Origin of the sequence: Aestuariivirga sp. (assembly GCF_020252395.1) — a bacterium.
In the GTDB taxonomy this organism is placed as follows: domain Bacteria; phylum Pseudomonadota; class Alphaproteobacteria; order Rhizobiales; family Aestuariivirgaceae; genus Aestuariivirga.
On record NZ_JADCDB010000031.1, the window covers coordinates 100,386 to 121,691 of the forward strand.

Genomic DNA, 21,306 nt, shown 5'->3' on the forward strand with positions numbered 1-21,306 from the left:
CGGCGAGGCCTGTGCGGGCGGTCTTGGGTGGTTGACCGGTTGCGCCAGCGGCGGACCGCGGTCTCGCCGGCACTGCGTTCGCGGCCAGTTCGGCTGCCGGAGCGGCGCCCGCATGGACATCGGGCATCGTGCGGGCAAGTGGAATCGCGTGCGAAGCGAAAGAGGCTCTACAAGAAGCCGGGGTGCCGCTTTCTCACCGCACATGCTGACCCAAAGCGGGGTCGAGGCTTTCGCCGGGATGACGGCATTGAAGGTGGGATTCACGCCTCTCATGCACCTTGCGGCCCCTTACATAGGTGGCCTCCACCGCGCGGTCGTCGCCGAGAATCATCAGCGAGAACAGCACATCCTCAAGTGACGTCGAGAGTTCCTGGCGGCTGGCCAGAACCGGTGTCGCCTTGGGGTCCAGGACCACGATGTCGGCGAACTTGCCGTGCTCCAACGCGCCCGTCTCATGCGCAATCTTCAATCGCTCCGCGTTGCCGCGCGTGGCCATGGCGAAGAGCTCGTGCGCCGAGGGCTTGTAGCCGGCCAGCATCTGCACCTTGTAGGCCTCGCCCAGTGTGGCCAGCATGGAATAGCTGGTGCCGCCGCCGACGTCGGTGGCCACACCCAAATGCACGGGCCTGCTCTTCTCCCGCAGCCGGGGCATGGACATGAGGCCCGAGCCGAGAAAGGTGTTGGAGGTGGGGCAATGCACCACCGTGGACCCTGACTCCGAGAGCCGCGCGCGTTCGCGTCCGGAGAGGTGGATGCCATGGGCGAAGAGGCTGCGGCCGCTCAAGAGGCCGAAGTGGTCATAGACGTCGGTATAGTCCTTCGACCAGGGGAACAGCTCCTTCACGAAGGCGATCTCGCGCGGGCTTTCGGAGAGATGCGTCTGCATCAGCGCGCCGGGAAGCGAGGAGAGCAATTCGCCGGAGACCTTGAGCTGCGCGTCCGATGATGTGGGCGCGAAGCGCGGCGTCACCGCATAGCGCAGCCGTCCCTTGCCGTGCCACTTTTCATAGAGCTCGACGGTTTCACGGGCGCCCGTCTCTGGCGTGTCCTCAACGGCGGGGATTGCGTTCCTGTCCATCATGGTCTTGCCGGTGACGAGCGCCATGCCATGCGCATCCGCCGCGGAAAAGAGCGCATCGGCACAGATCTTGTGCACCGAGCAGAAGGCGAGTGCGGATGTCGTGCCGTGCTGGAACAGGCGGGAGAGGAAGACTTGCGCCGCGGCACGAGCATAGCCGGAATCGGCGTAGCGGCTCTCCTCCGGGAAGGTGAAGCGTGTGAGCCAGTCGAGCAGGTCCTTTCCAGGTGCCGCCAGCATGCGGTATTGCGGGAAGTGGATGTGGGCATCGATGAAGCCCGGCATGACGAGCTTGTCGCCGTAGTCATCGACCTCCGCCTGGGCGAAGCCCTGCGGGAGCAGCGCCTGTGGACCGGCCCACAGGATGACACCGTCATCACCGATGGCAATGGCGCCCGTGCTTTCGTGCACCGCCTTGCCGTACTCGGCGAAGCTCAGCGTCTGGCCTTTGATGACCCGTGTCATGGCGACACCCTGTCCTCGATGCGAAAGCGGAAGATGCGGCAGACTTGGCTCAGCGCCGTTTCGAATTCGGCATCACGGTCGTTGCCGACGCGCGCCGCGAAGCTGTCGAGGATCATGTGCTTGGTGGCGCCCTTCACCGCGAAGATAAAGGGGAAGCCGAAGCGCTCCCGGTAGCGCGTGTTGAGGTCCGTGAAGCGGGCGAATTCATCCGCGGTCAGCGTGTTGAGGCCAGCACCCGCCTGTTCCTTCGTCGAGTCATCGGTGAGCTTGGCCCGGCCGGCGAGGTCCGGATGGGCGCGGACGAGGGCCAGCTGCGCGTCACGGTTGGCGGCTCGGATGGCGGCCTCAAAATGCTTCACCAGCGTCTCGCGGCTGGCAAAGGGGCGGAAGGCATCGGCCTCGCGCGCCACCCAGGGGGAGTGCTCGGCCACGTCGCCGAATGCCTCGATGAAGGCCTTTGGGCTTATGGCGTTGACTTGCGTGATGCTCATCATTGCCTGGCGATCCATGTTCCGAGCTTGGCGCGCTCCTCGTCCAGCATGCCGGTTCGGTTGCCGAGCGGCATGGCCTTGTTGGCGATAGACTGCACCCAAACCTGCGCCGAATAGCGCTTCAGCTGTTCCAGCGTCTCAAGATGAACGCCCTTGGGCGCCACCTTGATGGTCGCATCGGCCGGATATTCCGCATGGCAGGCCGCACAGCGCGTCTGCACGATATGGAGCGCCTCGGCATCGGTCACCTCGCCGGGGAAGAGCACGAGCTTCGAGGGCTGCGTGATCATGAGGCCCATGGCCAGCGCCGCGCCGATCAGGGGCAGCATCCAGGCCAGGTCGGCGTGGCGGTCGCCCACCTCGGTACGCACCAGGAAGTGGCGGGCGAGTCCGCCGGCGAGGATGATGAGCCCCGCCAGCATCCAGGCATGCGGGCTGTCGGTGATCATCGGGAAATGGTTCGACACCATCATCGCCAGCACGGGGAGTGTCAGATAGGTGTTGTGCAGCGAGCGCTGCTTGCCTTGTGAGCCGAGCCGCGGGTCCGGCTTCTCTCCCTTCAGCAGCGCCGCCGTGATCTTGCGCTGGTTGGGGATGATCACCATGAAGACATTGGCCGCCATCAGCGTGCCGATCAGCGCGCCGATGTGGATGAAGGCGCCGCGGCCGGAGAACACATGCGTATAGCCCCAGGCGAAGGCCAGCAGCATGGCGAAGAGCACGATGGCGAGAAGCCCCGTGCTGCGGCCGATGGGCGACTTGCAGAGCGCGGTGTAGAGCACCCAGCCGAGTGCAAGGCTCGCGATCGAGATGCCGATGGCCTGAAGCTGGGTGAGCGGCATGATGTTGGGGTCGATCAGGTAGCTGTCCGCCTGCAGGTAATAGAGCACGACCAGCAGCAGGAAGCCGGTGACCCAGGTGAGATAGGCCTCCCACTTGAACCAGATGAGGTCCTTGGGCAGCGTCTCGGGCGCCGTCAGATATTTCCGCACATGGTAGAAGCCGCCGCCATGCACCTCCCAGGCCTCGCCACCTACACCGGCGGGCATGCCCGGCTCCTTGCGGAGCGAGAAGTCGAGCGCCACGAAATAGAAGGAGGTGCCGATCCAGGCGATGCCGGCGATCATATGACCCCAGCGGATGAACAGGTTGGCCCAGTCGAGCGAGAACAGCGGCGAGGAGGAGAGCAGCCACGCACCGCCAAGCGACACGAAGATGACCGGCAGCGTCCAGGCGGTCCTGGAGAGCGGGTCACCCACCTCGTGCCGCACGAGGAAGTGGCGCAGCGCCGCGCCGCCGATAAAGATCAGGCCCACCAGCAGCCAGGCATGCGGCGCATCGGTGAGCATGGCGAAATGGTTCGACACCATCATCAGCAGCACGGGCAGCGTCAGGTAAGTGTTATGCAGAGAGCGCTGTTTGCCGATGGCGCCCAGCCGCGGATCGGGAGTCTCGCCACGGATCAGCGCCGCCGTGATCTTGCGCTGGTTGGGAATGATCACCATGAAGACGTTGGCCGCCATGATGGTGCCGGTGATGACGCCGGCATGGATGAAGGCGCCGCGGCCCGAGAAGAGATGCGTGAAGATGAAGGCGAAGCCGAGGATCAGCGCGAAGACGCAGGCTGCGAGCAGGCCCGTCTTCTGGCCGATGGGCGAACGGCACAGCCCGTCATAGATGGCCCAGCCGGCAACAATGGAAATGAGCGAAATGACAATCGCCTGCCATGGTGCGAGCTCGGCGATGGCGGGATCGATGAGATTGGCGCTGGCGTTGAAGTAATACACCACCGCCAGCAGGAAGAAGCCGGTGACCCAGGTGAGATAGGCCTCCCACTTGAACCAGGTGAGATGCTCGGGGAGCGTCGCGGGTGCGGAGAGATATTTCTGGACGTGGTAGAAGCCGCCGCCATGCACCTCCCATGCCTCGCCGCGCACGCCTTGCGGGAGGTCCGGACGTGTTTTCAGCGAAAAGTCCAGCGCCACGAAATAGAAGGACGTGCCGATCCACGCGATGCCGGCGATCATGTGCCCCCAGCGGATCGCGAAGTTCAGCCAGTCGGCGATGAAAGGCTCCAATTCCACGGCTCCTCATGAATGCGCCTGCCGGGGATTGCTCCCGCGGCAGGCGCTGGTTGTCGAACCTGACGCTTACTGCGGCAGCTTGTCGTCGATGCCCTTGATGTAATAGTTCATGCCGAGCAGCTCGCCATCGGGCAGCGGCTTGCCGGCCTCCCCGACCGTCGTGCCGTCCTGCTTGGTGATCGGGCCGGTGAAGGGATGGAATTCGCCGGACTTGATCTTGGCGACCGTGTCCTCGGCCATCTTCTTCACGTCGTCGGGCATGTTGGTGAAGGGCGAAAGGACAACCATTCCGTCCTTCATGCCACCCCAGGTGTCATCCGGCTTCCAGGTGCCGTCGAGAACGGCCTGGACGCGCGCGATGTAATAGGGGTCCCAGTCATCCGTGTTGGAGGTGAGTTGGGCCTTGGGCGCGAACTTGATCATGTCGGAGGACTGGCCAAAGCCGAGCTTGCCGGCCTTTTCGGCCTCCTGCAAGGGCGCCGTCGAATCCGTGTGCTGGACGAGAATGTCCGCACCCTGGCCCAGGAGCACCTTGGCGGCATCCGCCTCCTTGCCCGGATCATACCAGGAGTTGACCCAGACGATCTTGACCTTGAAGTCAGGGTTCACCGACTGGGCGCCGAGCATAAAGGAATTGATGCCCATGACGACTTCCGGGATCGGGAAGGACACGATGTAACCCGCAGTACCCGTCTTCGACATCTTGGCGGCGATCTGGCCCATCACGTAGCGGCCCTCATAGAAGCGCGCATTGTAGATACCGACGTTGTCGGCCTTCTTGTAACCCGTTGCGTGCTCGAACTTGATGTCCGGATACTTGGCAGCGACCTTGATGGTCGGGTCCATGAAGCCGAAGGAAGTGGTGAAAATGATCTTGCAGCCCTCGCGCGCCAGGCGCTCGATGGCGCGCTCGGCATCCGGGCCTTCGGCCACGTTCTCGAGGAACACGGTCTCGACCTTGTCGCCCAGCGCCTTATCGACGGCCTTGCGGCCGACGTCGTGCTGGTAGGAATAGCCGAAGTCACCCACGGGACCCACATAGACCCAGCAGGCCTTCAGCTTGTCAGCCGCTTGCGCGGCGGTCGCCGGGACGCCAAGCGCCAGGACCGCCGCCATCGCCATCCATTTCTTCATTCTCGTTTGCTCCTTGTTCAAAATCCGTTTCCCTGCAGCCGTCTTATTCATCACTTCGAGGCCGGCTGCAGGCCGTGACGAAGCTTCTTCAAGGCCTAGCGGTCAGGCACGAAAGGCTGACCGAGGCAAGCCGGTGTATTGGCCCGCATGAGGGCCCGGTTGCCCGAGATCACGACCAGCACCAGGATGGTCACGATATAGGGCAAAGCGGAGAGTAGCTGGGACGGGATGCCGATGCCATATGCCTGGAGCGAAAATCCCATCACCGTGATTGTCCCGAAGAGATAGGCCCCCGCCACGATGCGCCAGGGCAGCCAGGAGGAGAAGACAACCAGCGCCAGGGCGATCCAGCCGCGGCCCGCCGTCATGTTCTCCACCCATTGCGGCGTATAGGCGAGCGAAAGATAGCCGCCCGCGAGCCCCGAACAGGCGCCGCCGAACATAACACAGAGGTAGCGGACGCCGACCACCGAATAGCCCAGCGCATGGGCCGACTGTTGGCTATCGCCCACCGCGCGGATGATGAGTCCGGCTTTGGTGCGGAACAGGACATAGGACACCGCCGCCACGATGATGAGCGAGAGATAGACCAGGAAGTCCTGTCCGAACAGAATTGGGCCGATGAGGGGAACCTCGGAAAGGCCAGGGATGTGCAGCCGCTCGAGGTGGATGCCGGGCTGGCCCACGAAGCTTTCACCCATCAGCCCGGCGGCGCCGAGCCCGAGCAGCGTGAGCGCAAGGCCTGTCGCCACCTGGTTCGAGACCATGGTGAGGGTGAGAAAGCCGAAGAGCAGGGACAGCACCGCACCGGCGGCCAGAGCGGCGAACACGCCAACGTAAGGATTGCCCGTCATCAGGGCGGCGCCGAAGCCCGAGACGGCGCCCACCGCCATCATGCCCTCGACGCCGAGGTTGAGTACGCCAGAGCGCTCCACCACCAGCTCGCCGATGGCGGCGAGCAGCAGCGGGGTGGACGCCGTGATGATGGTGAGGATGACAGAGAGAAGCTGGTCGTTCATGCCTTCGCCTCCGCCGGCCCCGGCGTGCGCCCAATAATTTTCAGGCGATAGAGAATGAGCGAGTCGCAGGCAAGGATGTAGAACAGCAAGACGCCCTGGAAGACGCGCGCCGTCTTGTCGGAGATGCCGAGCGCGACTTGAGCGGATTCGCCCCCGAGATAGCTGATGGCCAGCGCGAAGGCTGCAACCAGTGCGCCGATGGGATTGAGGCGGCCGAGGAAGGCGACGATGATTGCGGTGAAGCCATAGCTTGGCGAAATGCCTGGCTGCAGCTGGCCTACCGTGCTCATCACCTCGCAGATGCCGGCAAGCCCTGCGAGGCCACCCGAGAGCAGAAAGCAGAACCACACGGTCTTCTCGCGGGAGAAGCCGGCGAAGCGGCCGGCGCGCGGGGCGATGCCTTGCACGCGCAGTTCATAGCCCTTCAGCGTGCGGCCCATCATGAAGGCAAGCGCCACCACCGCGGCCACGGCGAAGATGGCGCCGAGATTGATGTAGATGGGGCCGACGGACGGCGGCAGCAGCTGGAACTGCGGCAGCAACTGCCAGTCCGAGAAGGCGATGGTCTTGGGAAAATTGTAGCCCTTGGGATCGCGCCACGGACCACGCACCAGCCAGTCGAGCGCCAGCTGGATGACATAGACCAGCATCAGGCTCGTGAGGATCTCGTTAGTGCCGAAGCGGTTCTTGAGAAAGGCCGGGATCGCCGCCCAGGCCATGCCGCCGATGACGCCCAGCGACAGCATGAGCGCCAGCGTGGGCGGCGACTGGAATTCGGGGAAGAACACCGGGATGGCGGAGCCCACGATAGCGCCTGCGGTGAGCTGGCCCTCGGCCCCGATGTTCCAGACATTCGCCATGTAGGAGACAGCGAGACCCGCCCCGATCATGGCAAGCGGCGCGGCCTTGACGATCAGCTGCTCGATAGACCACGAGGTGGTGAGCGGTTCGACGAAGAACACGTAGAGCGCGGAGAAGGGGTTCAGGCCGCGCAGCGCGAAGATGATGCCGCCGGTGATCAACGTGAGCGCAATGGCGATGACGGGCGACAGGATCGCCATGCGCCCGGAGGCCTCTGCCCGCTTCTCAAGCACGAGCCGCATGGGCCATCTCCTTGCGTTCATGCGCTCCGGCCATCAGGAGTCCGATTTTTTCCGGCGTGAGATCGGAGGCAGGATAGGCCTCGGAGAGCTGGCCGCGCGAGATGACGGCGATGCGGTCGGCGATCTCGAAGATCTCGTCAAGGTCCTGGCTGATGACCAGCACGGCGGAGCCCTGCCGCGCAAGGTCCACGATGGCCTGGCGGATGGTGGCGGAGGCCCCGGCATCGACACCCCAGGTGGGCTGGTTGATGACCAGCACGCCGGGCCTGCGGTCCAACTCGCGGCCCACCACGAATTTCTGCAGGTTGCCGCCCGACAGCGAACGCGCTTCCGGGTCTGGCTTGCCCTTGCGGACGTCGTAGTCCTTGATGACGCGCTGGCTGACGCCCGAGGCGCCGCCGCTGCTGACCATGCCGGATTTCACCAGCGCCCCGTCGGAGGAATGCCTGGTGAGCACGACGTTCTGCGAGAGGGTGAAGGCCGGCACCGCGCCATGGCCCAGCCGCTCCTCCGGCACGAAGGCGGCGCCGGCATTGCGCCGTGCGTTGACACCGTCATGGCCCATCGGCTTGCCGTCGATCAGCAGCATCGCGGCTTGGGCCAGCGAGCGCTCGCCCGACACCGCATCGAAAAGTTCCGACTGGCCGTTACCCGCGACGCCCGCGATGGCCACCACTTCGCCCGCCTTCACGTCGAGCGAGACGTTCCTGAGTTCCACCGCGAAAGGCCCATCGGCAGAGAGCCTGAGGCGATCGAGCTTGAGGCGCGTGGCGCCGCGCTGGTCCTCCCGCGCGCTCTTCACCACATGAATGTCGCCGCCGACCATGAGCTTGGCGAGGCTCGCTGCCGTCTCCCGCGTCGGGTCGACATTGGCGACCACCTTGCCATGGCGCAGGATGGTGGCGTTGTGGCAGAGCCGCTTCACCTCCTCGAGGCGGTGGCTGATATAGATCACCGCGCAGCCCTCGCTGGCGAGGCGCGCCAGCGTGATGAAGAGCTGGTCGGCTTCCTGCGGGGTCAGCACGGCAGTGGGCTCGTCCATGATGAGCAGCTTCGGCTCCTGCAGCAGGCAGCGCACGATCTCGATCCGCTGGCGCTCGCCTACCGAGAGGTCGGCGACCACGGCGGTGGGCTCCAGCGGCAGGCCATAGTCGCGGGACACGCGCGCGATGCGCCCGGAGAGCTTCTTCATGTCGAAGGCACCGGGCATGGCGAGGGCGATGTTCTCAGCGACTGTCAGCGCCTCGAACAGCGAGAAGTGCTGGAACACCATGCCGATGCCGAGCTTCCGCGCCGCGGCGGGGCTGGGGATGGTCACCGCCTTGCCCATCCAGCGGAACTCGCCGGAGGTGGGCTGGAGGGCGCCATAGATCATTTTCACCAGGGTGGACTTGCCCGCCCCGTTCTCGCCGAGGAAGGCATGGATCTCGCCGGGCTTCACCTTCAGAGTCACGCCGTCATTGGCCTTCAGGGTTCCGAAGACCTTGGTGACGTGGAGTGCCTCGAGCAGGTAGTCCATTGATCAACCCGCGTTCCTTGCCGGCAGAATGCCGTGGGTTGCAGAGGCTGACAATGCCTCATCGAGGGTTATAAGCTGTGCGGCAACGGCCACGGCGATGGCGGCGGGAAGCTTGGACCGGATGCCGCCGATGCCGATGGGGCAGATCATCGCGGCGACCCGTGATTTATCCACGCCCGCCTGCGTCAGCCGCCGCTCGAAGCGCGCCCGCTTGGTGGCGCTGCCGATGACGCCAACACGGGCGATCGCCATGTTCCGGAGCGCGGCATCCGCGATTTGCAGGTCGAGCGCATGGGAATGGCTCATGATGAAGGCGAGCGCGCCCTCGGGTGCGGCGGCCACCGCCTCCAGCGGGTCGCCGGAAAAGCACGTCACGTTCTGCGGCATGGCGCCGGGGAAGGCCTCCGGACGCGGATCAACCCAGGTGACGTCGAATGGCAGCGAGGCCAATGACAGGATCAGTGCGCGGCCGACATGGCCGGCGCCGAAAACCAGCACAGCGCGGCGGCGCTCGCCGAAGATTTCCGTGACGCCCGGCAGGCGATTGTTGAGGGTGAAGGAGCCTTCCGCCTCGCGCGCTGCCAGGGTGCGGGCCTCCGGCAGCGCGGCGGCATCGAAGCTCTCGATCGCCAGCGTCACCCGCCCGCCGCAGCACTGGCCGAGGTCGGGACCCAGCGACAGGGTGAGCATCTTCACCTGGCGCGGGCTCCCAAGCAGGCGTTGCGCCTGGGCCAGCGCCTTCCACTCCAGCGTGCCGCCGCCGATGGTGCCGTGGAAACCATGGGCGGTGACCACCATGCGGGCCCCCTCCTCCCGCGGCACGGAGCCTTCGGCCCGCGTGACGGAGACGAGAGCGCAGGTGCCCTCCGTCTCCAGCAGCCGTGCGATCAGGCTCCAGACCTTCATGTGCGCATGCCCTTCACCGCGCGGAGGATGGCCTCCGGCGTTGCCGGCGCGTCGAGCTGCGGGATCACACCCGGCTTCAGGCTCGCCACCGCGTCGAAGATCGCCGTCCAGACGGAAATGCCCAGCATCAGCGGCGGTTCACCGACCGCCTTGGAGCGATAGATCGTGTCTTCCTTGTTGCCCTTGGATTCGAAGAGCTTGACGCGGAAATCGGCGGGAACATCCGAGGCGCAGGGGATCTTGTAGGTGGACGGCGCATGGGTGCGCAGACGCCCCTGCGCATCGAAGACCAGTTCCTCGGTGGTGAGCCAGCCCATGCCCTGCACGAAGCCGCCCTCCACCTGGCCGATGTCGAGGCCGGGGTTCAGCGAGCGGCCGGCATCGTGGAGGATGTCGACGCGCTCGACCGCCATCTCGCCGGTCAGCGTGTCGATGGTGACTTCCGAGCAGGCGGCGCCATAGGCGAAATAGAAGAAGGGACGGCCCTTGGCCTTGGACCGGTCCCAGCTGATCTTGGGCGTGGCGTAGTAACCCGTCGAGGACAGCGAGATGCGGGCGACATGCGCCTGCCGGGCAAGTTCACCGAAGGGCATGGCGCGGTTGCCGATGAGCACGCGGCCATCCTCGAAGCGGATGCGACTCTTCGGCGCCTTCCACTGCTTGGCCGCAAAATCGATGAGGCGGTTCTTGATGGTGGAGGCCGCAGCCTTGGCCGCCATGCCATTCAAGTCAGCACCTGACGAAGCCGCGGTGGCCGAGGTGTTGGGCACCTTGCCTGTCGTCGTCGCGGTGATGCGCACGTTAGAGGCGGCGATGCCGAACTCCTCCGCCACCACCTGCGCCACCTTGGTGTAGAGGCCCTGCCCCATCTCCGTGCCGCCATGGTTCAGGTGCACCGAGCCATCGGTGTAGACATGCACCAGCGCACCCGCCTGGTTGAGGTGGGTGAGGGTGAAGGAGATGCCGAACTTGACGGGGGTGAGCGAGAGGCCCTTCTTCAGCACCGGGCTCTTCGCGTTGAAGGCAGCGATGGCCTTGCGGCGGGCGCGGTAGCTGGAGGATTTCTCGAGCTGGGCGATGATGCCGGGCGCGATGTTATCCTCAACCCTCATGCCATAGGGCGTGACGCTGCCCTTCACGCCATAGAGATTGGCCTTGCGCACGTCAAGCGGGTCCTGGCCGGTCCGGATGGCGATCGCCTCCATCAGACGCTCGGCAAACAGCATGCCCTGCGGGCCGCCGAAGCCCCTGAAGGCGGTGTTGGATACGGTGTCGGTGCGCAAGCGTCGCGTGGCGATGCGGGCGGCGGGGAAGAAGTACGCGTTGTCCGCGTGGAACATGGTGCGGTCGCAGATGGCGTTCGAAAGATCCGCAGAATAGCCGCAGCGCGCGAGGAAATCGACGTCGACCGCCGTGACGCGGCCCTTCGCATCGAAGCCCGCGCGGTAATCGACACGGAAGTCATGGCGCTTGCCCGTCAGCATCATGTCCTCGTCACGGTCGAGACGGCACTTGGCGGGCCTCCCCGTCAGGCGCGCGGCCAGGGCCGAGAGGCAGGCCCATTGCGCCGCCTGGCTTTCCTTGCCGCCGAAGGCGCCGCCCATGCGGCGGCATTCGACCGTCACCAGCGCAGCCGGAATGTGCAGCATATGGGCGACGAGGTGCTGGACCTCTGAAGGGTGCTGCGTGGAGCAATGCACGGTCACCGCGCCATGCTCCTCCGGCACGGCGAGGCTCACCTGGCCTTCGAGATAGAAATGCTCCTGCCCGCCGATGCGGAAGCTTTCGGAGATGCTGTGCTTGGCGGCGGCGATGGCCTTCGACGGATCGCGGCGCAGGAACTGGTAGGGTTCGCCCACGTCATTCGTCTTCGCCGCCAGCGCATCCTCGACGGTGACGGCGGGGGTTTCCGCCGCGATCTCGATCTTGGCAAGCCTGGCGGCACGGCGTGCGGCCTCGCGCGTGCCGGCGATGACGGCGAAGATCACCTGGCCGTGGAACATGATGCGGCCATCAGCGAGGATCGGGTCGCCGCCAAAGACAGGCGCGCAGTCGTTGAGACCGGGCACGTCCCTGGCGGTGAGAACGGCGATCACGCCCGGAGCGGATTGCACCGCGGAGAGGTCGAGCGCCTTGATGTTGCCCAGCGCGCCATCCTTGGCGAAGCCGGGATAGACGTGGAGGAGGCCCTCGGGCTCGCGCATGTCGTCGATGTAGGCGGCGGAGCCCTGCACATGCAGCGCCGCGCTGTCATGGGCCATCGTGTGGCCCACCGTCTTGGTCACGATGCTGCGGCGGGCCACGGCCATCACGCCACTGCCTTGCGATGGGCCAGCACGCGTGTGCCGGCGGCGCCGGCCAGCTCCATCAGCGCCTTCCTGAGCAGGCCTTGCGCCACCTCGATGCGATAGGCGGCCGAGGCGCGCATGTCGGAGATCGGCTGGAAGTCATTCGCCAGCGCCGCGATGGCGGCGTCCCACGTGGCGGACTGGTCCAGGAAGACGCCCTGCAATGCGGCTTCCGTCAGCGCGCCCCGCTTCGGCGTTGCCGCCATGCCGCCGAAGGCTATTCGGGCGGATAAGATGGTGCGGCCATCCAGCGTGAATTTGAAACCGGCCATGACGGCGGAGATATCCTGGTCGAAACGCTTGGAAATCTTGTAGGCGCGGAAGGCCTCGTTAGCTTTCAGCTTCGGCACGTCGATGCGCCAGACGAGTTCGCCGGGCTTCCGGTCTTGGCGGCCATAGGCGATGAAGAAGTCTTCGAGCGCCATTGACCGTTCGGAGTCACCATGGCGCAGCGTGAGGGTGGCGCCGAGCGCGATCAGCATCGGCGGCGTGTCGCCGATGGGCGAGCCATTGGCGATGTTGCCGCCCACGGTCCCCGAGGCGCGCACCTGGGCGGAACCGAGGCGGCGCAGCACTTCGGCAACATCGGCGTCGATGGACGAGAGTGCAGCTGTTGCTTCCGCATAGGTCGCCGCCGCGCCAAGTGTGACGCGGTCATTGCCGGACTCGACGGCGTGCAGGTCCTTCACGCCGCCGGTGAGGATGATCTTCGGCAGCACGCGCATCTGCTTGGTGATCCACAGGCCGACGTCAGTGGCGCCGGAGACGATGGTGGCGTCCGGGTTCCCGGCTGCGAGCCTCGCGAGCGTTGCGGCCTGCGCGGGCCGTGCGATGAAGCCTTCGGCCGAGCCCACGAAAACATCCTTGCCGTCTTCCAGCCCGGCAAGCTGGCGCATCGCCTCCTTCGCGCCCTTGGCCCAGCGATCCGCGGCCTTGCCGGTGCAGCAGGCCTGCGCGGCCTCGATGATCGGGCGATAACCGGTGCAACGGCAAAGGTTGCCGGCGATGTGCGTGGTAATCTCGTCGCGCGTCGGGGCGCCGCCCTGCTGGTAGAGCGTGAAGAGCGACATGACGAAGCCCGGCGTGCAGAAGCCGCATTGCGAGCCATGCGTGTCGACCAGCGCCTGCTGCACCGGGTGCAGCGTGCCTGCGTCGGCGAGGTCGTCGACCGTCACCAGCTCCTTGCCGTCGAGCTGGCCCACGAGAAGGATGCAGGCGTTGACCGGTTCGTAGACGAGCTTGCCGTTCTTGAGTGAGCCCAGCGCCACGGTGCAGGCGCCGCAGTCGCCCTCGTTGCAGCCTTCCTTGGCGCCGCGCGACCCCTCCTCGAGCCGCAGATAGTCGAGCACCGTGCGCATGGGCGGAACGTGGGTAAGTTCCACGATCTGGCCGTTGCGCAGGAAGCGGATGGAGGCACGGGTGGTCACGAAGGGTCAGCTCCCTCTGTAGGTCGAATAGCCATAGGGCGAGAGCAGCAACGGCACGTGATAATGCGCCGCTGCATCGGCGATTCCGAAGCGGATGGGGATCACGTCCAGAAAGGCGGGTTCCGGCAGCTTCGTTCCCAGGCCGCGGAGATAGGCCCCCGCATGGAAGCGCAACTCATATTGCCCGGCGGCGAAACCGGCCCCTTCCAGGATCGGGCCATCGGCGCGGCCATCGGCATTGGCGTGTATGGTCTTGAGCGGTGTGGGCTCGCCGAGCCGGTAGAGCTCGATTTTCAGGCCGGCCGCAGGCTTGCCCGAGGCAGTGTCCAATACATGCGTCGTCAGGCGGCCCATGGTCGCTCTGCTCCCTCCCCTTGTTGTGAGTTCACGATCTGGATGTCCCGATTAGCCCAAAACCTATCATGCAGCGCGCGTTCGCAAAAGCAGAATAAAGGACACGGAGCGTGCACATCAATTGCACGTTAGACGGTCAAGTCGATCCCGACGCGGCGCTTCTTGAGGTAATGGACCACGATCTCCAGGAAGGCCTCGACCGTGGGCCTTGCACCTGCCCCCGTGCGGGCGACGATGCGCAGACGGTCGACCGGCAGGCGCTTGTCGGAAAGGGGGACGAAGACCAGCTCGCCCGCGGCAAGCTCGCGCTCGATGCCGATCACCGTCTGGAAGGCGATGCAGCTGCCGCGCCCGGCGAGCGAGGCCACGATTACCGGATCAGGATGCCGCGGAAGTCGTTGACGTTGGTGTGGGTGGGACCGGTGATCACCTGGTCGCCCAGCCTCTCGAAAAGCGTATGCGCATCGTTGTTCTCGAGGGAAGCCATGGGATCGAGGCCCAGCGCGCGGGCGCGGTCGAGGCTCAAGGGGTCGATCACCGCGCCGGCGATCTGCTCCATGCCGTCGATGCCATCGGTGTCGGCGGCGAGTGCAGTGATGCGCGTGCCGCCGCCCAGCGCGATGGCCAGTGCCAGCAGGAATTCGACATTGCGTCCGCCCCGGCCCTTGCCGCGCACGGTGACGCCGGTTTCGCCGCCCGAGAGCAGCAGGCAAGGCTTCTTCGCCGGTGCATCGCGGCCGGCGATTTCGAGCGCGATAGCGGCGTGGACCTTGGCCACCTCGCGCGCCTCGCCCTCGATGCGATCACCCAGATAGAGCACGTTGAGGCCTTGTCCTTCAGACTTGGCGCGCACGGCGCGGAAGGATTCGTGCGGCGAGACGATGACGCGTGTTTCGGTGTGGCCGCTCAGGATGCTGCGGTCCTCGTCGGGTGCCTTGAGCCAAGCCTCGACCGATTGCGGCACCGGAACGCCATAGCGCGCGAGAATGGCGAGCGCGTCCCTCTTGCGCGTCGGGTCCGGCACGGTGGGGCCGGAGCCGATGATGGACGGATCATCCCCGGGCACGTCGGAAAGAGCCAGCGTCCAGATCGCCGCCTTGCCCGCGGCGCGCGCCAGCCTCCCGCCCTTCACGGCAGAGACCTGCTTTCGCACGCAGTTCAGTTCCGCGATATTGGCGCCGCATCTGAGCACTGCCTTCACCAGCCCGAACTTCTCCTCGATGGAAATGCCGGGCACCGGCTTCGACATCAGCGCCGAGGCGCCGCCGGAAATAAGCGCGATCAGAAGATCGTCCGGCCCCAGCGTGGCGGCCAGCGCCAGTGCCTGTTCGGCTGCGGCAAGGCTGGTCTTGTCGGGAACCGGATGGCTGCCATGGACGAGGCGCAGCCGCTTCAGGTCATGGCCATAGCCATGGGGCGCAATGACGAGGCCTTCGAGAGGGCCATCCCAATTGTCCTCGACCGCCTTGGCCATGGGCACGGCAGCCTTGCCGGCCGCGATGACCGCGGTGCGGCCCTCTGGCTTGGGCGGAAGGTTGCGGACCACCGCCTTCACCGGATTGGCGGCCTCGACCGCGGCGTCGAAGAGGCTCCGCAGGATTGTCCTGTCGTCCGTCACGTAAAACAAACTCCCTGGCTTGACGCTTCTTGCGCCAAGCCAGGGAGATGCACAAGCCTATGGCTCAGTCAGCGGGCGACCAGCACGCTGCAATGGGCGCGGCCGGCGACATCCGCCGCGACGGAACCGAGCACGAGGCGGGAGACGCCGCGCTTGTCGCCGGTGCCGACGACGATCTGGTCATAGCCGTTTTCCTCAGCATACTGAACGATAGCGGAGGCGGCATCTCGGCTCCTGAGCGCCAGTTCGTCGACGCCATCGACGCCATGCTTCCTGGCGACGGCGGCGGCGGCGTCGAGGATCTTTTTCACCTGGTCGTCTTCCAGCATGTAGATCAGCGGCCCGCGGCTGCCGCCATTGGCCACGTTGACGACGCAGACCGACAAATGGGCGCCGAGCTTCTTGGCCAATTCGGCCGCGAGTTCCACGGCATGGGCCGAATGATCGGTGCCATCGGTGGCGCACAGAATCTTCTTCATCTTCATTCCCTCCTTCTCATCAAGAGTTCTAACTGCTGCTGTCGATTAAGGAGGATAGTGACGCCAAACCTTGATTTCGGTCAACAATGAGGCAATAGGCGCCTCAGAGGTTGTTCACGGAGAAGGTGTCGCAGGCGTCGATATCGCCGGTTGAAAGGCCGCGCTTTAGCCATTTCATACGCTGCGCAGAGCTGCCATGCGTGAAGCTCTCGGGCACTACATAGCCCTGGCTGCGCTTCTGCAGCCGGTCATCGCCGATGGCGGAGGCGGCCTGCAGCCCCTCCTCCATGTCGCCCGGGTCGAGGTGGTGAGTGTCCTGCATAAACTTGCCCCACATGCCGGCATAGCAATCCGCCTGAAGCTCCATTCGCACCGAAAGCTCGTTGGCCTGCGCCTGCGACACGCGCGAACGCTGCGCCTGCACCTTGCTGGCGGTACCAAGCAGGTTCTGCACGTGGTGGCCGACCTCATGTGCGATCACATAGCCCTGTGCGAAGTCCCCGGGGGCTCCCAGCTTGTCGCGCAGGTCCTGGTAGAAGGAAAGGTCGATGTAGACCTTCCTGTCGCCCGGGCAATAAAACGGGCCCATGGCCGACTGCGCCGTGCCGCAGGCTGACTGCACGAAGCCGTTGAACAGCACGAGCTGCGGCGCCTGATAGGCGGCGCCATGCTGCTTGAAGTAATCCGTCCAGAACACCTGCGTCGACTTCAGCACCGCACCGGCGAATTCCTTGCCGGCGTCACCCGTCACGTTGCTGCTGGCCTGGCCCGGCGAACTGCCAGAGGTGGCGGAGCCCGCCTGCGTGCCGGGGGTGGTGGTATTCTCATAGCCGCCGGTGGTGGGGCCGAACGAGCCGCCGCCATTCAGCACCTGCAGCAGGTCAAGACCAAAGACGAACTTGAAGATGAGATAGAGCGCGATCAGGATCAGGATCGTCCTGAAACTGAAGCCCCCGCGCCCCATGCCGATGGGAATGTTGACTCCCCTGCCGCCGCCGCCGGGGAAACCGAAGCCCCCGCCCTGCCCGCGCCGGTCCTCGATGTTGTCCTGAGAACGGAAATCGTCCAGTTTCATCCGCGCCTCTCCGTTACCGGACCTCGGCCTGCCGGCTGACTTCGGAATTTGCAGAGATCATAGACCAATTGCAAGCTTGGCGTTCCGATTTCAACGAGGCGGCCCAGCTCGATCACAACGCCAAGCAAGGAATCGAGTTCCGCGGGGCGGCCTGCCTCCACATCCTGCAACATGGAGGTGCGGTGGGCGCCCACTTTCGCCGCCATGTCCATGCGCTCGTCCGCATCGACGGCGAAGCTGACGCCGAGCTTCTCGGCCACCGCGCGCGCCTCCTCCATCATGGTGCGGATGACGCGCCGGGTTCCGGGGTCGGTGGCAAGCTCCTGCAGCGTGCCCAGCGTCAGCACGCTCACCGGATTGAAGCTGAGATTGCCCCACAGCTTGAGCCAGATCTCGTTCCTCAAATTGGGCCTGACCGGGCTCTTGATGCCGGCGCTGGTGAGCAGCTTGCTGAGAACAAGCGTGCGCTCGGTCTTGTCCCCGGTCGGCTCGCCGAGCGGCATGCGGTCACCGTATTTGTGCGCGATGACGCCCGGCGCCTCGATCTCGGCGGCCTGCCAGACCACCGTGCCCAGCGCACGCTCTGGCCCGATGCGATCCCAGATGATGCCGCCGGGGTCCACGCTCTCCAGCCGGGCGCCCTCGTAAGGGCCGCCCACGCCATGGAAGTACCACCATGGGATTCCGTTCTGGGCAAAGAGGATCGCGGTGTCCTTGCCGATCAGCGGCATCATCTGGTCCATGACCCCGGCAATGCTATGCGCCTTCAGTGTCAGGATGATGAAGTCCTGCGGGCCAAGCTGCTTCGGCTCGGATGTGACGCGCGGGCGCACCACGTAAGTCTCGCCGTCCTGTTTCAGCGTCAGGCCCTGGGCTTGCATTGCCCTGAGGTGCGCACCGCGCGCGACGAGAGAGACATCGGCCTCACCCTTCAGCGCCAGCCTTGCGCCGACATAGCCGCCGATGGCGCCGGCGCCAAAGATACAGATCTTCGTCACGCCAGACCCAGCTTCTGCGCAAGGCCGATACGCTGCAGCTTGCCGGTAGCGCCCTTAGGGATTTCCTCGAGGATCACGATCTTTTCCGGCACCTTGAAGGCGGCGAGCCTGCCGTTGGCAAAGTCCTGCAGCGCGCGCTCGGTGGCGCTCTTGCCCTCGCGCAGCACCACGGCTGCCGCCACCTCCTCGCCCAGCTTGTCATGCGGCATGGCGAAGGTCACGGCCTGCGCCACCGCGGGATGCTCCATCAGCACCTCGTCCACTTCCATGGGCGCGATCTTCTCGCCGCCGCGGTTGATGATCTCCTTCAGGCGGCCGGTGATCTTGAGATAGCCGTCACGATCCATGAAGCCCTGATCGCCGGTGTGGAACCACCCGAAGGCGAAGCCCGCCTCGTTGGCCTTCGGGTTGTTCTCGTAGCCCGGCGTGACATTTGGCCCGCGCGTCACCACCTCGCCCTCCTCGCCATGGGAGAGCAGCTTTCCATCAGGCGACATAACGGCCACCTCGGGCCCTGCCGCACAGCCGACGAAGCCTGGCTTGCGCTTGCCCGGCGGCAGCTGGTTCGAGGTCATCTGGTGGGCGTTCTCCGTCATCGCATAGGCCTCGATGACGGGGCAGCCGAAGGCCTCCTCCAGCGCGTGGAAAACCGGCACGGGCAGCGAGGCCGAACTCGAACGGATAAAGCGCAGCGGGTTGGCCTTGATGATCTCTTGATTGCGATCGGCGCGGGACAGGATCGCCTGGTGCATGGTGGGCACGGCGGTGTACCAGGTCGGGCGCGCCTCCTCGATCTGCCCGAAGAATTTCAGCGCATTGAAGCCCGGCGTGGCGAAGACCGAGGCGCCCGCGGTGAGCGTCGCGAGGATCGCCGCCACGAGGCCGTGGATGTGGAACAGCGGCATGATATTGAGGCACCGGTCACGCTCGGTGAGCTGCAGCGTGTTGCGGATGTTGTTGGCAGACGCCAGCAGGTTCGCATGCGTGAGCGGCACGATCTTGGGCCGCGAGGTGGTGCCGGAGGTGTGCAACACCAGTGCCACGTCGCCACCCTCGGCATAGCCCTGCACCGACGGCGGAGCGACGGCATCGCCCGAAAGGGTAAAGGCGCCAGCTTCCGACCCCGGGCTGAGTGTCAGTACCGGAATGCCGAGCCGCCGTGCTGCGGCGATGGCAGGGGATGTGCTGCCCTCCTCCACCAGCAGCGCCCGGGCCTTGAGATCGTCCATGTAGAAATGGAACTCGTCCTCACGATAGGCGGGGTTGAGCGGGGCCGCGGTCACCGCGCAGGCGCAGGCGACGAAGCTCGACGCCATGTCCGGCCCATTGGGCAGCACGATGGCGAGCTTGTCGTTGCGCGAGAGGCCGCGCCGCCTGAGGGCCGCGAAGGTGTCCTCCACCAAAGCGGAGAAACGGCCATAGCGGAGGGGCTCCCGGCCGGAGGCCAGGAGGGCGGCATCGCCCGGCAGGCGGGCATCGAGAACGCTTTTCAGGATCATTCCGGCAGTCTGCCCATTTAGGAAGCCCCGTCAACGCCGTGGAATTGAAGGTCAGACCTGCATCCGCTAAGACCCCCATCATGACTGACAGACTCATCATCGCGCTCGCCCAGATCAACCCGACGCTGGGCGCCATCAAGGCCAATCTCGACCGCGCCCGCGAGGCGCGCCGGGAGACGCCCGAAGCCGATCTGATCCTGTTTCCGGAGCTTTTCATCTGCGGCTATCCGCCAGAGGACCTTGTGTTGCGCCCCACCTTCGTCGCGGCCTGCCGGGAAGCCGTGGAAGAGCTGGCGAAGGAGACCGTCACCGGTCCCGCCGTGCTGATGGGCCTCCCGTGGCGTGAGGGCGCTCACCTCTTTAATTCGGTTGCCCTGCTCGCCAACGGCAAGATCGAGGCGGTGCGCCACAAGTTCGACCTGCCGAATTATGGCGTGTTCGACGAGAAGCGCGTGTTCAACGCCGGGCCCGCGCCGGGTCCCATCGCCTTCAAGGGCGTGCGCCTGGGCGTGCCGATCTGCGAAGACATCTGGACAGAGGAGACCTGCGAGACGCTGGCCGAGACCGGGGCTGAAATCCTGCTCTCCCCCAACGGCTCGCCCTTCGAGCGCAACAAGGATGATGTGCGCCTCAATCTCGTCGTCGCCCGCGTCACCGAGACAGGCCTGCCGATGGCCTATCTCAACCAGGTGGGCGGCCAGGACGAGCTCGTCTTCGACGGCGCCTCCTTCGTGCTGAATGCCGACCGCACGCTCGCCTGGCAGATGCCGATGTTCGAGGAGCAGATCGCGCTCACGGAATGGCTGCGCGGGGAGGATGGCTGGCGCTGCGTGCCCGGCGAGATCGTCGAAGTCCCTGAGAACGAGGCAGAGACGTGGAAGGCCTGCGTGCTGGGGCTTCGCGACTATGTGCTGAAGAACCGCTTCCCCGGCGTGGTGCTGGGCCTTTCGGGCGGCATCGACAGTGCAGTCGTCGCCGCCATGGCGGTCGATGCGCTGGGCGCGGACCGTGTCCACTGCGTGATGCTGCCCTATGCCTATACCAGCAAGGACAGCCTCGCCGATGCGGAGGAATGCGCCAGGCTGCTGGGCGTGCGCTATGACGTGGTGCCGATCAGAGAGCCGGTCGAGGGCTTCCTCCACGCGCTGAAGCCCATGTTCGAAGGCACACCACCGGGCATCACGGAGGAAAACCTGCAGTCGCGCTCGCGCGGCGCGATCCTGATGGCGATCTCCAACAAGTTCGGCTCCATGGTGCTGACCACCGGCAACAAGTCCGAAATGTCGGTGGGCTATGCGACCCTCTATGGCGACATGAATGGCGGCTACAACCCGATCAAGGACGTCTACAAGACAGAGGTCTACCGCCTCGCCACCTGGCGCAATTCGCTGGGCCATGTGATCCCCCAGCGCATCATCACCAAGGCGCCGACGGCGGAGCTGCGCGAGAACCAGAAGGACCAGGACTCGCTGCCGCCCTATGACGTGCTCGACGCGATCCTCGAGGGCCTGGTCGAGAACGAGCTGCCGGTGGAGCAGATCGTCGAGGCCACGGGTTACGACGAGGCGCTGGTGCGCCGTATCCAGCACATGCTCTACATCGCCGAATACAAGCGGCGGCAGGCCGCACCCGGCGTCAAAATCACGCGCCGCAACTTCGGCCGCGACCGGCGCTACCCCATCACCAACGCCTTCCGGGACGGGCGCTGA

Annotated in this window: 18 protein-coding genes; 1 reads left to right on the plus strand and 17 read right to left on the minus strand. The window is 65.5% G+C overall.

Going from position 1 to position 21,306, the window contains the following annotated elements:
- Window positions 1–193: 193 nt before the first annotated feature.
- From guaD to IOC82_RS14870, 17 genes are all read right to left on the minus strand, one after another.
- Entirely contained in the window at window positions 194–1,543 is a 1,350-nt protein-coding gene (gene guaD / locus IOC82_RS14790; RefSeq protein ID WP_290546973.1) for a guanine deaminase, read from the minus strand.
- The gene (uraD, locus tag IOC82_RS14795) at window positions 1,540–2,037 is read right to left on the minus strand and encodes a 2-oxo-4-hydroxy-4-carboxy-5-ureidoimidazoline decarboxylase (RefSeq protein WP_290546974.1); all 498 of its coding nucleotides are present in this window, start codon (window positions 2,035–2,037) and stop codon (window positions 1,540–1,542) included. The genes guaD and uraD overlap by 4 nt, the downstream gene beginning before the upstream one ends.
- Window positions 2,034–4,118, minus strand: a complete 2,085-nt coding sequence (locus IOC82_RS14800) for a urate hydroxylase PuuD (RefSeq protein WP_290546975.1) — start codon at window positions 4,116–4,118, stop codon at window positions 2,034–2,036. Before IOC82_RS14800 ends, uraD begins: the two co-directional genes overlap by 4 nt.
- A 66-nt stretch (window positions 4,119–4,184) precedes the next feature.
- Window positions 4,185–5,252 carry a BMP family ABC transporter substrate-binding protein gene (locus tag IOC82_RS14805; RefSeq protein ID WP_290546976.1) on the minus strand — a complete coding sequence of 356 codons (1,068 nt, stop codon included), beginning with the start codon at window positions 5,250–5,252 and terminating at the stop codon, window positions 4,185–4,187.
- 95 nt (window positions 5,253–5,347) lie between these two features.
- The gene (locus IOC82_RS14810; RefSeq protein ID WP_290546977.1) at window positions 5,348–6,271 is read right to left on the minus strand and encodes an ABC transporter permease; all 924 of its coding nucleotides are present in this window, start codon (window positions 6,269–6,271) and stop codon (window positions 5,348–5,350) included.
- Window positions 6,268–7,374 carry an ABC transporter permease gene (locus tag IOC82_RS14815; protein WP_290546978.1) on the minus strand — a complete coding sequence of 369 codons (1,107 nt, stop codon included), beginning with the start codon at window positions 7,372–7,374 and terminating at the stop codon, window positions 6,268–6,270. The genes IOC82_RS14810 and IOC82_RS14815 overlap by 4 nt, the downstream gene beginning before the upstream one ends.
- Complete coding sequence (locus tag IOC82_RS14820; protein ID WP_290546979.1) at window positions 7,358–8,893, minus strand: ABC transporter ATP-binding protein; 1,536 nt, start codon at window positions 8,891–8,893, stop codon at window positions 7,358–7,360. Before IOC82_RS14820 ends, IOC82_RS14815 begins: the two co-directional genes overlap by 17 nt.
- Window positions 8,894–8,896: 3 nt before the next feature.
- Complete coding sequence (xdhC, locus tag IOC82_RS14825) at window positions 8,897–9,799, minus strand: xanthine dehydrogenase accessory protein XdhC (RefSeq protein WP_290546980.1); 903 nt, start codon at window positions 9,797–9,799, stop codon at window positions 8,897–8,899.
- Window positions 9,796–12,108 carry a xanthine dehydrogenase molybdopterin binding subunit gene (gene xdhB / locus IOC82_RS14830; RefSeq protein ID WP_290546981.1) on the minus strand — a complete coding sequence of 771 codons (2,313 nt, stop codon included), beginning with the start codon at window positions 12,106–12,108 and terminating at the stop codon, window positions 9,796–9,798. Before xdhB ends, xdhC begins: the two co-directional genes overlap by 4 nt.
- A complete protein-coding gene (gene xdhA / locus IOC82_RS14835) occupies window positions 12,108–13,574 on the minus strand; it encodes a xanthine dehydrogenase small subunit (protein ID WP_290546982.1) in 1,467 nt (488 codons plus the stop codon). Before xdhA ends, xdhB begins: the two co-directional genes overlap by 1 nt.
- Window positions 13,575–13,580: 6 nt before the next feature.
- Complete coding sequence (gene uraH / locus IOC82_RS14840; protein ID WP_290546983.1) at window positions 13,581–13,928, minus strand: hydroxyisourate hydrolase; 348 nt, start codon at window positions 13,926–13,928, stop codon at window positions 13,581–13,583.
- 128 nt (window positions 13,929–14,056) lie between these two features.
- Complete coding sequence (locus tag IOC82_RS14845) at window positions 14,057–14,296, minus strand: LysR substrate-binding domain-containing protein (protein ID WP_290546984.1); 240 nt, start codon at window positions 14,294–14,296, stop codon at window positions 14,057–14,059.
- A 2-nt stretch (window positions 14,297–14,298) separates the two neighbouring features.
- Window positions 14,299–15,546: a glycerate kinase gene (locus tag IOC82_RS14850; RefSeq protein ID WP_290546985.1), complete on the minus strand. Its 1,248-nt coding sequence runs from the start codon at window positions 15,544–15,546 to the stop codon at window positions 14,299–14,301.
- A gap of 68 nt (window positions 15,547–15,614) precedes the next feature.
- Window positions 15,615–16,025 carry a universal stress protein gene (locus tag IOC82_RS14855; protein WP_290546986.1) on the minus strand — a complete coding sequence of 137 codons (411 nt, stop codon included), beginning with the start codon at window positions 16,023–16,025 and terminating at the stop codon, window positions 15,615–15,617.
- A 103-nt stretch (window positions 16,026–16,128) separates the two neighbouring features.
- Window positions 16,129–17,100: a neutral zinc metallopeptidase gene (locus IOC82_RS14860; protein WP_290546987.1), complete on the minus strand. Its 972-nt coding sequence runs from the start codon at window positions 17,098–17,100 to the stop codon at window positions 16,129–16,131.
- Complete coding sequence (locus IOC82_RS14865; protein WP_290546988.1) at window positions 17,097–18,098, minus strand: 2-dehydropantoate 2-reductase; 1,002 nt, start codon at window positions 18,096–18,098, stop codon at window positions 17,097–17,099. The genes IOC82_RS14860 and IOC82_RS14865 overlap by 4 nt, the downstream gene beginning before the upstream one ends.
- On the minus strand, window positions 18,095–19,597 hold the full coding sequence (locus IOC82_RS14870; RefSeq protein WP_290546989.1) for an acyl--CoA ligase: 1,503 nt from the start codon (window positions 19,595–19,597) through the stop codon (window positions 18,095–18,097). The genes IOC82_RS14865 and IOC82_RS14870 overlap by 4 nt, the downstream gene beginning before the upstream one ends.
- An 80-nt stretch (window positions 19,598–19,677) precedes the next feature.
- Here IOC82_RS14870 and IOC82_RS14875 point away from each other — a divergent pair, with 80 nt between their 5' ends.
- Window positions 19,678–21,306: an NAD+ synthase gene (locus IOC82_RS14875; RefSeq protein ID WP_290546990.1), complete on the plus strand. Its 1,629-nt coding sequence runs from the start codon at window positions 19,678–19,680 to the stop codon at window positions 21,304–21,306.

What these genes read in the sequence shown, in the direction of transcription:
- IOC82_RS14870 (WP_290546989.1), bottom strand. Translation starts at nt 19,597, where the DNA reads ATGATCCTGAAAAGCGTTCTCGATGCCCGCCTGCCGGGCGATGCCGCC.
- IOC82_RS14805 (WP_290546976.1), bottom strand. Translation starts at nt 5,252, where the DNA reads ATGAAGAAATGGATGGCGATGGCGGCGGTCCTGGCGCTTGGCGTCCCG.
- xdhC (WP_290546980.1), bottom strand. Translation starts at nt 9,799, where the DNA reads ATGAAGGTCTGGAGCCTGATCGCACGGCTGCTGGAGACGGAGGGCACC.
- IOC82_RS14820 (WP_290546979.1), bottom strand. Translation starts at nt 8,893, where the DNA reads ATGGACTACCTGCTCGAGGCACTCCACGTCACCAAGGTCTTCGGAACC.
- IOC82_RS14875 (WP_290546990.1), top strand. Translation starts at nt 19,678, where the DNA reads ATGACTGACAGACTCATCATCGCGCTCGCCCAGATCAACCCGACGCTG.
- IOC82_RS14815 (WP_290546978.1), bottom strand. Translation starts at nt 7,374, where the DNA reads ATGCGGCTCGTGCTTGAGAAGCGGGCAGAGGCCTCCGGGCGCATGGCG.
- xdhB (WP_290546981.1), bottom strand. Translation starts at nt 12,108, where the DNA reads ATGGCCGTGGCCCGCCGCAGCATCGTGACCAAGACGGTGGGCCACACG.
- guaD (WP_290546973.1), bottom strand. Translation starts at nt 1,543, where the DNA reads ATGACACGGGTCATCAAAGGCCAGACGCTGAGCTTCGCCGAGTACGGC.
- uraH (WP_290546983.1), bottom strand. Translation starts at nt 13,928, where the DNA reads ATGGGCCGCCTGACGACGCATGTATTGGACACTGCCTCGGGCAAGCCT.
- IOC82_RS14855 (WP_290546986.1), bottom strand. Translation starts at nt 16,025, where the DNA reads ATGAAGAAGATTCTGTGCGCCACCGATGGCACCGATCATTCGGCCCAT.
- IOC82_RS14810 (WP_290546977.1), bottom strand. Translation starts at nt 6,271, where the DNA reads ATGAACGACCAGCTTCTCTCTGTCATCCTCACCATCATCACGGCGTCC.
- IOC82_RS14860 (WP_290546987.1), bottom strand. Translation starts at nt 17,100, where the DNA reads ATGAAACTGGACGATTTCCGTTCTCAGGACAACATCGAGGACCGGCGC.
- uraD (WP_290546974.1), bottom strand. Translation starts at nt 2,037, where the DNA reads ATGATGAGCATCACGCAAGTCAACGCCATAAGCCCAAAGGCCTTCATC.